This is a genomic window from Nocardia ninae NBRC 108245, assembly GCF_007990755.1.
GTDB classification, from domain to species: Bacteria; Actinomycetota; Actinomycetes; order Mycobacteriales; family Mycobacteriaceae; genus Nocardia; species Nocardia ninae.
Genome location: NZ_BJXA01000036.1, coordinates 69,441 through 85,107 on the forward strand (window position 1 = coordinate 69,441; position 15,667 = coordinate 85,107).

Sequence of the window (15,667 nt, forward strand, 5' to 3'; positions counted from 1 at the left end):
GCCGAAAGTCTTTTCACTGTCGAGCGCGACGGAGCCCGAGCCTGATCACCGCAGGCATCACCCGCTGGTAGCCGACCGGGAACAGTCGCTGGACGACGTCCATCGCGACCGCGTCCGCACCGATCCGCACTTTCGCCTTGCCGCGCCGGATTCCGTCCACGATCGCCAGTGCCGCCTGCTCCGGTGTCGTGCGCGCTATGCGGTCGAACATCTCGACATTGGCTGCGGCAGAACCGGCCCGAGCGACCCCGGTACCCTCGATCCTGGTCGACCGCGCGATATTGGTCCGGATACCGCCCGGATGCACCGCCATGACGCGCACGGACGATCCCGCGAGCCGCAGTTCCATCCGCACCGATTCGGTGAATCCGCGAACCGCGAACTTCGTTGCACTGTAGGCGGATTGGCATGGCATCCCGAGCAACCCGAACACGCTGGACACATTGGCGATGGTGCCGCCGCCGGATCGCTCCAGAATCGGATAGAACGCCCTGGTGCCGTGCACGACTCCCCAGAAGTTGATGTCCACGATCCAGCGCAGACTCTCGTCGCTGATCGTGACGCCATCCCCGAGCACCGCGACTCCGGCGTTGTTCAGCACGATATCCACTCTGCCCCAGCGCCTTTCGACGCCGTCGGCGAAGGCATAGATCGAGTCCTCGTCCCCGACATCGACGAGGTGCGTACTGACCTCCGCACCGAGCCCGGCCACTCGATCCGCCGTCTCCTTCATGCCCAGCTCATCGATGTCGGCCAGAGCCACTATGGCACCGTGGCGCGCGAATTCGATGGCCGTTGCCGCCCCGATCCCCGACGCGGCTCCGGTCACCACCGCTACCTTGCCGTCCAGCCGCCTACCAGCCATGTTGCAGCCCTTCGCTCGGTTCCACCGACGCCACAATAGAGAACGATCACTCTCCATTATGAGATTCGGCCTACGTTCGCAGAAAACTGTCTGCACGCACAATCGGATGCGCCAACCATCGATCCGGTGCACATAGCGTCTATTGCCCGCCGCGTGCAGCACTGCCCAGCCTGGAACATCTACTAACCGACCCCGATAAAGTACTTTTGAGACAAAACTACATTGTGGTAATGTCACAGCTCTACCGAGGAGGCAGCGATGGAGACTTCCACAAAGCAAGACACCACGCGGGACCTATCTCAGATCGTCGGCAAGCACCTCATCTACACCTACGAGAACGGCTGGCAGTACGAGCTCTACGTCCGCAACTCCACCACGATCGACTACCGGATCCATGCCGGCATGGTCGGCGGCCGCTGGGTCAAAGGGCAGTTCGTCGACCTCACGCGACTCGACGCGGACAACTACAAACTCTCCTGGACCGAGCCGACCGGCACCTCGGTCAGCGTGAACATCATGCCCGGCCTGCGCCGGCTCCACGGCGTGATCTTTTTCCCGCAGTGGATCAAGCAACACCCGGAACACACAGTCTGCTTCCAGAACGAGCATTTGGCCGAAATGGCCGAGTACCGCGACCAGGGCCCCACCTACCCGATCTACGTGATCGCGGAGTCCGCCCAGATCACCTTCCTCGAAGACCGCGGCGTCGACGACGACACCGTCATCGCCTGCGCCCCCGCGGACCTGCCCGCCGACTACGTGACCCGCACCAATTGATCATGCCGTCCAGCGGGAATCGGTGGCGTCGCACGACAGCGGGACGGTGGTCGCCCGGTATACGCGGCCGAGAGATTCGCCTACCCTGACCCGGCCGCCGATATCGAATCGCGGATGCTCGAGACCGGATGAGTTTGAACGCCGGTGGGGGGCGGTTTCGTCGTGCTACCGTGATCGGCAGCGCGACCTTCTGCGGTCAGCGGAAGTCCAATTCGTCGGTCCTGCAACGTATATGGCGGCCGACGGTGTGGGGAAGGGGAATGCTTATGCCTTTGCCGACCGAACCGATTGGGAGTATCCCGCGGCCAACGGCGCTATTGACGGGAATGCAGGACCATGCCGCTGGTCGGACTACCGACGCGGCCCTCGCCGATCTCTATGACGCGGCGGTGCAGGACACCATCGCGCGTCTGGAATCGCTTGGGTCGCCGGTAGTTACGGACGGCGAGCAGAGTAAGCCCAGTTTTGTGAGTTATCCACTGGCCGGATTGACGAACCTCAGTCCCGATGGTGCGGTGATTCCCTTCGCGGACGGTCACACGCGGCAGTTGCCGGCGTTGAGCGCAGGGCCGTTTCGATATGCGACGTTCAGTGCGCAGTATCTGCAGGCCGCTCGGAAGTATGCGACGGCGCCGGTCAAGCAAGCCGTGATCGCGGCTTCCGCGATGAGCCTGTTGTATCCCGCGAACGGCATCAGCGGGTACTCGCGAGAACAGTTCCTCGACGATCTCGTCGACAATGTAGAAGCCGACATTCGCGGGGCGTTCGATTGTGGTGCGCACTCGGTCCAACTCGACTTCACCGAGGGGCGACTGTCGCTCAAGCTCGATCCTTCCGGTGGGTTGCTCGACTCGTTCGTCGCGTTGAACAATCGGGTGCTCGATCGATTCACACCGGAGCAGCGGCAGCGGATCGGCGTACACACTTGCCCTGGCGGGGACCAAGATTCGACCCACAGCCTCGACGTGGACTACGCGGAGTTGTTGCCGAAACTGTTCGGCATTCATGCCGGGCAGTTCTACGTCCAGCTTGCCAGCGAGCCCGATCCCGATCGAGTCCTACAGGTCATCGCCGAGCACTTGCCGGCGGACGCCCGGATTTTCGTCGGTGTCATCGACCCGATCGATCCGGCCGTCGAAACGGCGGAGCAGGTGCGGGACCGGGTGCTCAACGCCGCTCGGCACCTGCCCGTGGACCGACTCGGCACGTGCGACGACTGCGGATTCGCACCATTCGGCGACGATGTCTCTACGTCGCGAGAAACCGCGTTCGCGAAAGTTCGTGCCCGCATCGAAGGCACCGCGGCGGCGTCCGAAGAACTCGGCGTGTGAGCTGACAGAGCAGGGGGCCGGCCGACTCATCATCGGATCGGCCCCTACTACTGCCCACGCTGCCCTTCATGACGTGCGATGAACTCCGCGACCAAGTCGCAGACCCGGTCGGGCTCGGTGAAGCAGACGAAGTGGCCGGAGTTCAGCACTCTGTCACCGGGTGATCACATAGCCGTCGTGTGCGCGGTGGTCGCGGGAGCGGCGGAGGTCGGCGATGGCGAAGGTGCGTTGTACCCAACGGTCGGCACCGTCGTAGCGGGGGCGAAAGGCGGTGCGGCCGTGGACCGTAACGCGGTTGTCCACGATGACCAGGTCGCCGGGGGTGAGTCTGGTGGTGCGGGCGGCGGTGTTGCAGGCGTGGCCGAAGGCAGTGAGCGCGGTGACGGCCCGTGGTGTCAATGCGGTGGTCGCGATGGTGGCCATTCGGATATCGGGGTCTTCCGGGGCGCCGGACAGTAAGGGCTGGGGTGCGACGATCGTGTTGTCCACGCCGAAGGACGGCGGCGGTGCGGTGCGAAATTCCGGAGTGAACAGTACCTTTCGGCTCACTGCGGAGAGCAGTGGTAGCACTTCACGGAGGCACGCCGTGCGCAGGCCCGCGACCCCGTCGTGGTCGGCGCGCAGACACAGCAACAGCACGTAGTCGGGTTCGTGTCGGTGGAAGGCGTTTTCGTTGTGAAAGGTGAGCAGCACCGAACCCGCGTTGCCCGAGAAGGTTTCCTTGCCGGGCACCGGCACGACGTCCTGCACCAGGGCCCCGGATTTCTCGGCCAGGTACGCGACCGGGTCGCCCAGCCCGCAGGCGATCATGGTGAGTACCGCTGCGGCGACGGTAGCTTCGCGCTGTACCGAATCCGGTACGGACGGCGTCGCGGGCAATCCGGCGGCATCGACGGGTAAGCCACGGATCACCAGCGCTCCACGCGGGCCGGAGTGTCGCCGGAATTGCCGCACGCTGCGGCGCAGGGACAGCGGCAGTTCGTCCCACGCATCCCGAGCGCGCGCCACCCATTCGTCGGCGTCCACCCGATCGTGGGTACCGCCGCACAGCGCGCGGGCGACCTTATCGGTCTCGGTGGTATCGCCGGGATGCAAGGTCAGGTCAGGGGTTTCGTCGGTGGGGTCGGCGATCTCGTGCATCAAGGCCCTCCTGCCCGGTGCGCCTAGCGCCGCAAAGCGGCCACGGCGTCAGCGATGTAGTGGTCGCCGAACTGGATCAGCGGCGCGTACTGGGCGGCCCGCCGGTGCCGCATCAGGCGCAATTCGCCGACGGCATTGTCCGGACCGGTGGGCAACTGCGCGATGGAGCGGCGCAACCGCACCATCGAATAGGCAAGGGTGACATGGCGTTCGCTGTCCACGAGGTCGGCTTCGAGCAGCGCACTGCGCGCGGCGGCGAGGTCGGGGTCGCGGGCGACCAGGTGGCCATAGGTATCCGGGACAGCCCTGAGCAGGTCCTTCATCGCGCCGCGAAATGTCTTGTAGCCGCGATGTTGTCGCCCGCTCAACGGGATCGCTACGTCGGGTGGTTGCATGGTGGGCCGCACGGTCTCCATGTAGTAGTCCACCGGAATCGTGCTGGCGTGCGTCATCGCCGCGGGGAAACCACGGACGAATGTGGTGGCGTGCGCGAGCCGCGCCAACGCGGCCTCGGCCGCTCCGTCACGCAGATGATGCACCGCGTCCGACACCGCGACCGCCGCACAGATGTTGAACAGAACGTGCACCTGATGCCCGACGAGCCACCGGGCCGTCCATTCGCTTTCCAGCGATACCTCTTCGGGCACAACAACATTGGGCGACCCGTCGCAGGCCACGTCACCCGCCGTGCTGCCGGTGAGGTCGAGTACGGCCTGACGCATCGCCGCGACTTCTACCGCCAGGTCGGCGCCGGACAGCGGCGCGCGACATAGGTCGAGCACACCGCGATAGACCACGAGCACCCCGTGCAGGGCCGTCTGCTGGTCGGACAGGTCCACCTCGCGAACCCGAAAGAACGACTGGCTCCCCGACTCCGCGGGGAGATCCTCCCCTGCGATCGCTGCACGTTCCGTCGACAGTGCGCCTACCAACCCACCGGCAGCAGTAACGACTCGCTGCAATGCCGAAGTGCGTTCGATCGGCCCGGCATGCGTCGGCACCTCGGCCAGCGCCAGCGCAGTCCGCCGCGCTTTCCCTCGGACATGATCGTTGAGCTGCGGGATCTTTCTGCCGTCACGCAATCCCCGGAAAACAGCCACTGGCGGGTAGGGGGCCGTAGCCGAGGTGCCCATGCCAACCAGGGTATCCCGGCCGACGCCGGCCCCGACGGATTTCCCGTTGCACCCACCGGTCGAACTTCGTTGTGCGATCAGAGATCTCGCCCTACAGCAGATCCTCCGCATGCGCGAGTCAGCGTTCCGGCGTGCCCGGCTGGCGCGAGTTGCCGGCCACGCTGCCGCGTATAGCGCCCTGACGCAACAGTCCGATCGACGGCACGATCTCTGGATTACGGTGGGCTGACCTCGCTCACGAGCCGGGCCCAGCTCGGGAGCGTTTGCCGCGGCGTTGAAGCAAGCACTCGATGGCTCGTTGCGCGAAGTCAACTCACCTGATTCGTACCGTACCGCCGGGGATGGCGGGACAATCGGCTCAGCGTGCACGTTGGTTCGGCTGACGATGCACCGCAGGTCGATTCAGTGGTGATGAAGGAGGATCGACATGGTGGTCGTGCTGGACACCGATGCGCTCGCTCCCTCGGATCGGGTGGAGGCGGTAGTCGCGACTGTGCAGGATGCCTCGGCGCCGACACACGTGGTACTGAAGCCGTCGGACCGCCCGGTCCATGCGCACCTCGATGCTTGGCAGTTCGGTCAGGTCAGCCTTGTTCAGGCGCAGATGCCGGACCTCGAGCTGGTCCGGACACCGAAACAGGTTCGGGTGACACCGAGTTCGCTCGTCGCCGTCGAGGTGCAGCGGCGGGCCTGTTCCCGACTGACCCAAGGCGACGTGCAACACGAACTCACGCCGGGCGACCTGTTCTTCATGGATTTCGACCTCCCGTACGAACTCGACTGGCACGGTGGCGGAACCACGGCACTGTTCCTGCCGGAAGATCAGCTGGGGATACCCAAGGCGTTGATCCGCAGCGTCCTGGGCACGGTGCGGCACAGCGCGCTCGCTTCGCTGGTCACGAAACAGATTGCGCTGATGGGGGAATCGGCCGAAGCATTGCATGCGGATCCGGCCGCACCCGAGCTGGGTGCCGCGTGTATCGAGATGGTGCGCGCCTTGTTCAGCTCGGCGGCCGGCGGCAGCGAAGACAGCACGGCATTACCCGAAGATGTTCTGGTGCAACAGGTTCGCGACTATGTGCGCCGGCACCTGCTCGATCCGGACCTCTGCCCGGCCGGTATCGCTCGCGCCCACCACATCTCGGTGCGCTACCTGTACAAGCTCTGCGAGCGCGCCGGACTCAGCCTCGAACAGTGGATCATCACCGAACGTCTCGAGCGTGCGCGAAATATTCTGGCGCGCCCCGACGCGAGGCAACGCTCCATTGCGGCCGTCGCGCACCGCCACGGCTTCCGAGATCAGACCCACTTCGCCCGCCGCTTCCGCGCCGCCTACGGTATGGCGCCGAGTGAGTGGCGGCGGGCGAACAGTTCCCCCGCAGATGCGCCGCTTACGACGATCCGAACCGCTCGGCCGAACCGCTAGTGTCGCCGCAGTTCGCGGACCACTGCGCCCGCACCAGGCAGAATGGCCGGGTGGATGTCCCTGCTGCTCGAACCGAACCGACGCCGGCCATCTCGGTCGAGGCGCAGCTCAGCGCCTTACTGGGCCCGCTGCGGCGGGCCGTGCTGCGCCGCACCAGAGCCGCGGAGGGGCTGCCGGATCTGCCGGAGGCGCAGATCGAACTGCTGCGCCTCCTGGTCGGCGCCGAGGGGGTGCCGCCGAGCCTCGCGGCTACCGAACTCAAGGTGGCGCAGTCGACGATCAGCAATCTGATCCGGACGATGACCGCGGCGGGATTGGTCGAGCGGGTGCCGTCACCGACGGATGGACGGGCGGCGGTGCTGGTGGCCTCGCCGACGGCACGGGAACTGCTGGCCAGATACGACCGCGCGAGCGCCGCCATGCTGCGTGAATCCCTCGCGAAGCTACCCGCCGCCGATCGGGAACGACTGGAATCCGCGCTCCCCGCGCTACAGCAGTTGCTTTCTGTATTGAGCGAATGACCTTGCCGGAACCTCGATAGTGGTTCCCTCGGCGCCCCCAGTGCCTTACAGTGCTTTTGTTTCAAAAGTATAATTCCTGTGGGAGCATTCATGCGGGCACGCACCGCCATATTCCGGCTCGACATGACCCGATGGTCGTCCTTGGCCGCGGTCATGATCAGCCTCGCCGTCGCAGCGTCCGCGGTCGCACATCCTCGCGCCGATGCGGCCCCGACCACGCCCGACACGGCGGTGACCGTCACCGGCGGCCCGATCCAGGGCAGGCACACCGACGGCATCGTGCACTACCTCGGCGTGCCGTTCGCGGCCCCGGCCACCGGCGAGCACCGCTTCGCACCGCCGCAGCCTGCCGTTCCGTGGACGCAGGTGCGTCCGGCGATCGCGCACGGCCCGCAATGCCCCCAGTCCTCCCCGCTACCGATCGACGTCGCGTTGCAGGAGTCGAGCGAGGATTGCCTGAGCATCGATATCTACGTGCCCCAGCATGCCGCGACTACCGCGCTGCCCGTCATGGTGTGGTTTTACGGTGGCGCTTTCGTGCTCGGCTCCAACGCCCAATACGACTCCCCGGCCAGGCTGGTGCGGGAAGGCAAAGTCATCGTGGCCATCCCCAATTACCGCGTGGGACCCTTCGGTTTCCTCGCGCTTCCCGAACTGGCCGACAGCAACGGCGGCATCGCAGGCACCTACGGCACCCTCGACCAGCAGGCCGCGCTGCGCTGGACCCGCGACAACGCCGCCGTGTTCGGCGGGGATCCGGGCAACGTCACCATCTTCGGGGAATCCGCGGGCGGCATGAGCGTGTGCACCCAGCTCGCTTCCCCACTGGCACGTGGACTTTTCGACAAGGCCATCATCGAAAGCGGTTCGTGCGCACGAAGTCCGCTCCAGCCGCCGAGCAAGGACCTCGCCTATCAACGCTCCGCCGACTATGCCGCCGGTCTAGGGTGCACCGACCCGCTCACCCGGCAGCACTGCCTGCGCACACTGCCCGCCGACGCTCTACTCGACTCCCCCACAACGGCATTGACGTCGATGGCGGTGGGATGGAGTCCGGTTCTCGACGGAGTCGTGGTGACCACCGAACCCGAACAAGCCCTGGCCGCCGGAGCAGCACACGACACGCCCTTGATCGTCGGCAGCAACGCCGACGAAGGCGCCACCTTCCTCGCACTGCTCGACTACGCGCGCGGAACCACCCCTACCGCAGCCGAATATCAGAACTGGGCACGACAACTGTTCGGCGACAACAGCACTCAGGTCCTGGACCGATACCCGCCGTCCCGCTTCCCGACCCCCGCCGCCGCCAAGGAACGGGTGATCACGGATGGGTTCTTCGCCTGCCCAGCACTGTTCACCACCGAAGCCGCCCGTCGAGGCGGTGCCCAGGTGTGGCAGTACCGGTTCAACGACGCACCACTCGGCCGGAATCCATTGCTACCGGGCGCCTTCCACGGCGCGGAGGTGCCCTACGTCTTCTCCGGGCTGATGGGCGTGCACATCCCCCTGCCGCCGCCCGCCGACCGACTCTCCCAGCGAATCCAGCAGAGCTGGGCGCAATTCGCGCACACCGGCGACCCGGTAACACCGGACTTCACCCCGTGGCCGACTACGGCGGGCAGCACCCTCGAACTCAGCAGTGACCACATCGCGGTAGCCGACTCGTTCGCCCACCAGCATCACTGCGACCTGTGGTCAGGTATCCGCCACATCGGTTAGCCCCGGAATTCTCAGCTACCGCGAAACCCCTCCGACCGAATATGAACTCAGCGCAAAAGGCCGTTATGACGCGATGCCCGCAGCTCGGGCCGGCGACGCGAAAAGGTTCGGGTTCACCGCCGCATGACGCGGCAGTCCGTTGGCGTTGCGGGTCTGGCTCGGGGGTTCCCCGTTCCATCGCACGTAGGCTCTGCGGAACTCACGCACGTCGCGGTAGCCGGTCCGGGCGGCGATCTGGGTGATCGTCGCGCCGGTTTCCCGGACCAGGAACAGTGCGTGCCGCTGCCGGACTCGGTCACGGATGTCGCTGAACTTTTCACCGGCGGCGTGCAGGTGCCTGCGCAGGGTGCGTTCGGTAACGAAGAGCCGGTCAGCGACCTGAGCCATGGAGAGCGCGCTGCGCAGGTTCTCCGCGAGGATCGACTCGACCGACACCACGATGTCGTGCCGGGTGTCGTCGTCACCGCCCAGCTGCCGGCAGGCGTCCAGCGCCGCACTGCGACTGGCTTCGCTGTAGGTCGGCAGCGGGGTTTCCAGCCGCTGCGTGGGGAAGACCAATTCGTTGACAGCACAGTCGAATTCGATCGGGCAGCGAAAGAAGCGACGATAGTCGGCGGCGTAGGCCGGTTCCGGGTAGCTGAGCCGGATCCGGACAGGATCGGTGTCGTCGCCGAGCAGCGAGCGCGCGAACGACATCGCCGCCGCCATCGCCTGCTCACACAGGAAGCGCACCAACTCCGGATCGGGAATGCGCTCGAAGTAATGGATGGTGCTCAACTCGCCGTCGCGGCTCAGTTCGATATCCAGCAAGCTATCGATCAACCGACGCAGCTGGAATCCCACGGCTGTCGCGTCCGCGACGGTCCGGCAGGACCGCATCGCGAAGCCGAGCAGCCCATAGCCGACCGCGGCATTGCGAGCTCCCACGGTGAGCCCGATCGGCCCTTCGGGCAGCGCACGCACGGCCCGGCGGATGATCGCGGTCGCCTGACGGTAGGACACCCACGTCTGAGGTAGATCCAGGCGTTCGGGCAGCACTCCCGTTCCGGCGAACCACGAAGCGGTGTCCACGCCACCCTCGGCGGCAACATCACACAGCCGGGTGAGCAGAACCGGCGGAATGGTCGCCGCATTGAATCGCGAATCGCGCAGCTCCATAGCGAACGACTCCCTCGCTGTCGCATCCGACCATTGCACCCGCGCTTCGGCCGCTGGGCGCAACTCCGACATCCAGTCCGGACCGGGCGGGCAAAACCTGTCACTGCCGTGCATGTTGCCGCATAACCTTGCTCGAACAATACGAGAGAAGACCCGCATAATAGCAAACATGTGGCAAATTTCACGGTGGATCGATAGCAATGGCCGGGCAGCCTGCCGCCCAGACTACTTCGGCGGCGCCTGAGTATTCGCGATCGCGCGTGCACGGCTGGAGCGTGCCGAGATCCCGCGACGCGCGAAACGGTGTCGCTCCGGCGGCGTCATCCCGCCCCAGACACCGAAGTTCTGATCATGGTCCAACGCGTAGTCGAGACACTGCCTGGCCACCTCACAGGACGAGCACACGCGTTTGGCGTCACGCGAGTTGCCGCCCCGTTCGGGAAAGAACGCGTCCGGGTCGGTTTCGGCACACGCGGCCTCCCTGCGCCACGACTCCGGTTCGCGCTCTACCGAGCCGAACCATGACTGCCCGCCGAGTATTCGCAGCTTCATCTCAACCCCCTGGGTGATATCGTGCCGTCAAGCTTCTGAAATAGCTTGCAGGCAAACGTGATTCGCCGATCTCCGGCACTGGCGGCGACGCTGCCGAGGTATCTCCGTGTCCGAGAACATGATCCAACCTACAGTGACAGCTAATTGTCGGCAACAGCTTCTTTGGCACTGCCGTACACTTGTGCGGGTTCGGCGACCCGCGAGCGCCTCCCGGCAACGACTTCCCCCACAGCTGCCAACCGCCCGAAATCGGACCGAGCATGTCCACCATCGCCGATTCGAACCCGGAAAACCGGGATCGGTTCGAGTTTCCAGCCGATCCAGGCATCCGAGGTGCGAGCAAACGGACGTCCGGTTATGCACCCTTTCGGCCAGAAATGCCCTCACGCCACCGGTCGTGGCGGAAATAGGCTGCGGCAATGATTACTAGCAATCAAACAGTTACCAATGGGCCGCTGTACCAGCTGTCCCGCGGCGCCTGGCAGTCGCTACTGGCCATCGGCATCATCTCGGTGTTGACGGGCATGATCGTCCTGGTTTGGCCGGGACCGACGCTGGTGGTGGCGGGGATTCTGTTCGGCGCTTATCTCATGGCGTCCGGCATTCTCCAAGCGGTCGCCGCTTTCGGACCACAGGTCAGCGGCGGCTGGCGGGCGATGTCGCTCATCAGCGGCATCCTGTCGTTCATCCTGGCCTTCTTCTGCCTGCGCGATATCGGCAGTTCTATTGTGCTGCTCGCACTTTGGGTCGGCATCAGCGCGATGTTCCGCGGCATCGCCGCCCTGGCCGGCGGTGCCGAAGCGTCCAGCCGGATGCCGGGCCGCGGCTGGGCCGTCTTCTACGGAGTGCTACTGCTGCTCGGCGGTATCGCGCTGGTCGTCTGGCCGATTCACTCGATCGCGCGGCTCACACTCGTGGTCGGCTGCTGGCTGGTCGTCATGGGCATCGTGGAGATCGTCCATGCCTTCCAGGTGCGCTCCGCAGCGAAGAGAATTCCCGCCGAACTGTAAATGGCGTTCACACAGCAAACCCGGTGGACGCCCGCTCTCAGCGGGCGTCTATCGCACAGCTCATCCGGATTCGCTCGCAGTGCTGCCGAGCCGACACCCCCGGATGCGGAGAAAGGCCAGGCATGGAGCCGATCTGGCTATCGACCGCCGATGGACCACTGAATCTGTATCGGCTGGCACAGTTTCTCGAAGTGGCCGAGCAGCTCAGTTTCACCCGGGCCGCCCGCAAGCTGCACATCACCCAGCAGGCCCTCAGCACGGCGGTGCGCCGCCTGGAAAAAGACCTCGGCGTCGCCCTTTTCGAACGAACGACCCGGCGGGTCGCGCTCACCCGCGCGGGACGCACCTTGCGCGACGGTGCCCGCACACTGTTGATGGTCTCCCGTGCAGTGACGGTCCAGACCCGGCAGGCAGGCTCGACGCCCCGAACGCTCGGCTGAGCGGCCGGGGCGCCCCGGCCGCTCAGTACGCGGAGGGCGCAGCCGCTACCCGGCCCGACTCGATGGCTGTCGACAACGACTTATGGTCCGCCTCGGTCTGGTCCGCGTAGGCGAGGGCGAACTCGGCCATCGCTCGATCGAAACTGTCCCCGGTGCCCAGGTACGCGGCGATGGCGACACGGTCGCCGGTACGAGCGTGCGAGCGGGCAAGTGTGTGCCCGCACAGTGTGGCGTGCTTGCGCAGCATGCCACGAGACATGTCGGCGATATCCGGGGAGCCCTTCATATCGCGCAGCTGCCGCCAATAGTAGAACCGGCCCTCGGCATCACCCGCCCAGCCGAGGAGAATATCGCTGGAGGTTTGGGCGAGCTGTTGCCCATGCACGACACGATGACCCTGATGCTTGAACTTGCTCGCCGACAGGTGCCGCGCCAGGACCGACACCTCCGCTTCCTTGACCTGAAGGAACAGCGGGCTTCCGGTACTCGTGTCTGCGAAGAGCCCTACGTAGCAACGTGTTCCGACGCTGCCCACGCCGACGACTTTACGCGCGACGTCGACCAGGGCGTATCGATCGAGCAGCACTCGACGATTTTCGGGCAGGGTCTTGCGATAGCCGGCGAGGGCACTCGCGACGCGGGCGTCTTCGTCCCCGTGGAACGGCACCAGCAGCGGCGGTTGGTGTTTGATCCGCGGGATACCGTCGGCGTCGGGTTCGGTGAGCTTGTTCAGCGCGTGCAGGCTGGTGCGGTTGCGTGCGGACCGCAGCGAACTCTCGACCTCTTTGCGTTGCTTCTGCTTTCGCACGAGCGCGGCGACCTCCTCCGCGTCGACCTGGTAATACCACACGGTCAGCGCATCGAGTTCGGCCATCTGGTTCATGGTTTCGCGGTAACCACGTCCCGCCGCGAACGCTACCCGCTCGGCCTCGTCGTCGCCGAAACCGTTGGCGCGCGCCGAAACCGCGAGGCTGGCCGCGAGGCGTTTGACGTCCCATTCGAAGGGGCCGGGTAGCGTTTCGTCGAAATCGGTGATGTCGAGCACCAAGGTGCGTTCCGGGGAGGCATACACCTCGAAATTGGCTACATGGGCGTCGCCGCAAAGCTGCACCGTAAGGCCGGTGTTCGGCGAGTACGCCAGATCCGCGGCCATGATCGCGGCGGCGCCCCGCAGGAAAGGGAACGGTGCGGCGGCCATGCGGGCATAGCGAATCGGCACCAAATCAGGGAGTCGGGTGGCGACCTGTTCCTCCAGGATCGCGATGGGGTCTTCGCGGTCGGGCGCACATTGCCATACCCCGAGGGAAGAACGTGAAACTCGCTGACGCGTTGCTCGTCCTGCCGCGGCGGAATCGAAGGCGGTCGTCACTATCGTCATTCGACCACTATGGCCTGTTTCCACGACTCGGTAAACAACCAGCAAAATTCGTGTTGTATATGCACAGTATCGCGGTTGTCTACGATGACGAGGAATGAGCCCGGTGGGGCCGGTAAGCCAGCTTCCGTAAATACCCAGCTACACAACCGGACCCGGCTTGTCATCCGCAGGCCACTCGACCGGCTCGGTATCGCCGCGCTGCCCGGTAGATCGTGCTGCGGTCCTTCGACAATTGGTCTTGCGGTGCGCTCATACCGTCCGGCAACCGCATCGGATCGAAATCGGGTTCGCTCGAGAGTGTTTCGGCTTCGGTAAGGGTGAGCATGCCGAGCGGGATGGATTCCTGACCGGTCCACAGCTGGGTCGGGTCGTGCACGTCGTCATCCACGTCGGGCAGGTGGGCGGTCAGTTCGAAGCGGGCAGGAAGGCGGGTGGCGAGCTCTGTCGCGAGGTAGTCGCGTGGCTGTGCCTGAGCTGACGCGGCGGTCAGCGCCGGAAGTGGTTGCAGTGGCCGCCAGCTCAGGCGCGCCCATCGGGTGACGCCCGCCGCGTCGACCAAACCGAAGGCGTGCACCGCGTGATACGTCACGCCGGTGAAGCTGGTGATCGGCAGCGCTTGTTCGGCCAGGCTCAATGCGGTCGCCGCCTCGGGATGGTGGCGCACGAAGTCGGCGACGGCCGCCGGATCGCCGACCCCGGTCGCCCGGAGAAAAGCGAGCATGTCCGGACCGTTGCGCACGAAGAATACCGGCAGCGTGAACATGACGAGGTCGAGCTCGCCGATCCGCACCGCGAGGCCATGGTCCCCGGGGTCGCCGTCGTGCCCATCGTTGCCGCCGAGCGTGCTGGAGAAGCGCGCCGTGACGGGTGTTCGGGCCGCTGCGAACACCTCGGCCGCGCTCAGCCGCGCGGCCTGCCGGTACGGGGTGAAATCTCCGGTAGCCCCGCGACCGCGAGCGTGCAGTAGTCGCTGTCCGCGGTCGGCACCGGTCGCTGCGGCCAGCTGTTCGACGAAGCGCGTGTCGTCATCGTGAGGGTCGTTGGGCACAGTGGCGACCGTATGCTCCGGGTGTTCCAGCCGCATCCGTCACCGTATCGGTCGGCGCGGCGAAGCGGATCAACGGCGCTGATGGGCAACCGTCCAAGGTCCCGTACCATCCCTTCGACATGATTCTGTACGGACGGCGCCGAGAAAAAGGGGAGGTCGAGCAGGCCCTCGACGGCGCGCGGCGGGGTACGGGGTCGGCGCTGATGTTCTGGGGAGACCCCGGCATCGGCAAAACCGCGCTGCTGGAATACGCGACCACCGCCGCGACCGGCTTCCTGACGCTGACCTGTCGCGGCACCCGGATGGAGTCCGGACTCGCCTTCGCCGCCCTGCACGAGTTGCTGTGGCCGGTGATCGATCGGATCGACGCGCTGCCACCGCCCCAGGCGGCCGCCTTGCGCGGGGCACTCGGGCACAGCGGGGAGGCCGCGGATCGGTTTCTGATCGGTGCGGCGACGCTCACGCTGCTCTCCGAGTTCGCTACCGAACAGCCACTGCTGATCACCGTCGACGATGCGGACCTGCTCGACGAGCCGACCGCGACCTGCCTGACCTTCATCGCGCGACGGCTGCGCACCGAACCGATCGCCATGCTGCTCGCGGGGCACGACGACCCCGCGAACAGCGGCGCGTGGGAGCTGTTGCCAGGCTTCGAGGTCGGCCCGCTCGCCGACACCGACGCTGCCGAGCTGGTACGGCATGCGATGACCGGGGCTGACGCGGACACGGTGCGCCGCACCGTGCGGATGGCCGCGGGAAACCCGCTGGCGCTGCGCGAGCTACCCGGCGTCACCGAGGAGGGCGGCGAGCACACGCCGGTCGGCCCCCTGCTGCGCCGCGCGTTCAGCGCCCGTACCGCCCGGCTCTCGACGGCCGCGCGAACTTTGCTCTTGGTCGCGGCGGCCGAGAACCGCGGCGATCCGCGCACGGTCCGCGAGGCGGCGGCCGAACTCGGTGCGGGTCCGGCGGCGTGGGATGAGGCGCGGCGGTCCGGGCTGCTCGCGGTCGTCGACGGTTGGACGCGGTTCCGAACCCCATTGCTCGCGGCCGTCGTTTACGACGAAGCTCCCTTCACGCAACGGCAATCGGCGCATCGCGCGCTGGCCCGCCAGCTGCCCGGCCCGGACGACGAGGGACTGCGGGCCTGGCACCTGGCGGCGGCCGCCGAC

At 66.1% G+C, this 15,667-nt stretch carries 15 protein-coding genes; 8 read left to right on the forward strand and 7 right to left on the reverse strand.

Features of this window, described 5'->3' with window-relative positions:
• Positions 1-13: 13 nt before the first annotated feature.
• Entirely contained in the window at positions 14-865 is an 852-nt protein-coding gene (locus tag NN4_RS24420; RefSeq protein WP_147135743.1) for an SDR family NAD(P)-dependent oxidoreductase, read from the reverse strand.
• A gap of 258 nt (positions 866-1,123) precedes the next feature.
• Between NN4_RS24420 and NN4_RS24425 the strand changes: the two genes are divergently transcribed.
• Together NN4_RS24425 and NN4_RS24430 are read left to right on the forward strand one after the other, a co-directional pair.
• The gene (locus NN4_RS24425) at positions 1,124-1,642 is read left to right on the forward strand and encodes a phenolic acid decarboxylase (RefSeq protein ID WP_147135746.1); all 519 of its coding nucleotides are present in this window, start codon (positions 1,124-1,126) and stop codon (positions 1,640-1,642) included.
• Positions 1,643-1,770: 128 nt separating this feature from the next.
• Positions 1,771-2,973, forward strand: coding sequence for a uroporphyrinogen decarboxylase/cobalamine-independent methonine synthase family protein (locus tag NN4_RS24430; protein ID WP_246181059.1), 1,203 nt, complete (start codon positions 1,771-1,773; stop codon positions 2,971-2,973).
• A 153-nt stretch (positions 2,974-3,126) separates the two neighbouring features.
• Here the strand turns inward: NN4_RS24430 and NN4_RS24435 are convergent, their stop codons facing one another.
• Complete coding sequence (locus NN4_RS24435; RefSeq protein WP_147135749.1) at positions 3,127-4,113, reverse strand: clavaminate synthase family protein; 987 nt, start codon at positions 4,111-4,113, stop codon at positions 3,127-3,129.
• 23 nt (positions 4,114-4,136) lie between these two features.
• The gene (locus NN4_RS24440; protein WP_147135752.1) at positions 4,137-5,246 is read right to left on the reverse strand and encodes a 3-methyl-L-tyrosine peroxygenase-related protein; all 1,110 of its coding nucleotides are present in this window, start codon (positions 5,244-5,246) and stop codon (positions 4,137-4,139) included.
• 427 nt (positions 5,247-5,673) lie between these two features.
• Here NN4_RS24440 and NN4_RS24445 point away from each other — a divergent pair, with 427 nt between their 5' ends.
• The 3 genes from NN4_RS24445 to NN4_RS24455 all read left to right on the forward strand — a co-directional run bounded on the left by NN4_RS24445 (position 5,674) and on the right by NN4_RS24455 (position 8,912).
• A complete protein-coding gene (locus NN4_RS24445) occupies positions 5,674-6,672 on the forward strand; it encodes a helix-turn-helix domain-containing protein (RefSeq protein ID WP_147135755.1) in 999 nt (332 codons plus the stop codon).
• A gap of 50 nt (positions 6,673-6,722) precedes the next feature.
• Positions 6,723-7,193: a MarR family winged helix-turn-helix transcriptional regulator gene (locus tag NN4_RS24450; RefSeq protein ID WP_222595155.1), complete on the forward strand. Its 471-nt coding sequence runs from the start codon at positions 6,723-6,725 to the stop codon at positions 7,191-7,193.
• A gap of 90 nt (positions 7,194-7,283) precedes the next feature.
• Positions 7,284-8,912, forward strand: a complete 1,629-nt coding sequence (locus NN4_RS24455) for a carboxylesterase/lipase family protein (protein WP_147135758.1) — start codon at positions 7,284-7,286, stop codon at positions 8,910-8,912.
• A 63-nt stretch (positions 8,913-8,975) separates the two neighbouring features.
• Here the strand turns inward: NN4_RS24455 and NN4_RS24460 are convergent, their stop codons facing one another.
• Both NN4_RS24460 and NN4_RS24465 read right to left on the reverse strand, forming a co-directional pair.
• Positions 8,976-10,070: an AraC family transcriptional regulator gene (locus NN4_RS24460; protein WP_186818609.1), complete on the reverse strand. Its 1,095-nt coding sequence runs from the start codon at positions 10,068-10,070 to the stop codon at positions 8,976-8,978.
• Between the two features lie 225 nt (positions 10,071-10,295).
• Complete coding sequence (locus NN4_RS24465; RefSeq protein WP_147135763.1) at positions 10,296-10,622, reverse strand: WhiB family transcriptional regulator; 327 nt, start codon at positions 10,620-10,622, stop codon at positions 10,296-10,298.
• A gap of 419 nt (positions 10,623-11,041) precedes the next feature.
• Between NN4_RS24465 and NN4_RS24470 the strand changes: the two genes are divergently transcribed.
• Entirely contained in the window at positions 11,042-11,632 is a 591-nt protein-coding gene (locus tag NN4_RS24470; RefSeq protein ID WP_147135766.1) for an HdeD family acid-resistance protein, read from the forward strand.
• Positions 11,633-11,754: 122 nt separating this feature from the next.
• Entirely contained in the window at positions 11,755-12,072 is a 318-nt protein-coding gene (locus tag NN4_RS46645; protein ID WP_147135769.1) for a LysR family transcriptional regulator, read from the forward strand.
• A gap of 22 nt (positions 12,073-12,094) precedes the next feature.
• On the opposite strand, the gene NN4_RS24480 is transcribed toward NN4_RS46645, so the two are convergent.
• Together NN4_RS24480 and NN4_RS24485 are read right to left on the reverse strand one after the other, a co-directional pair.
• Entirely contained in the window at positions 12,095-13,450 is a 1,356-nt protein-coding gene (locus tag NN4_RS24480; protein ID WP_186818610.1) for a DUF2252 domain-containing protein, read from the reverse strand.
• 160 nt (positions 13,451-13,610) lie between these two features.
• Positions 13,611-14,498 (reverse strand): catalase, encoded by an 888-nt coding sequence (locus NN4_RS24485; protein ID WP_186818611.1) that lies wholly within the window; start codon positions 14,496-14,498, stop codon positions 13,611-13,613.
• 119 nt (positions 14,499-14,617) lie between these two features.
• On the opposite strand from NN4_RS24485, the gene NN4_RS24490 reads away from it, so the two are divergent.
• Positions 14,618-15,667, forward strand: a 1,050-nt coding sequence (locus tag NN4_RS24490) for an AAA family ATPase (RefSeq protein ID WP_147135774.1), incomplete at its 3' end; no start/stop codon positions are given.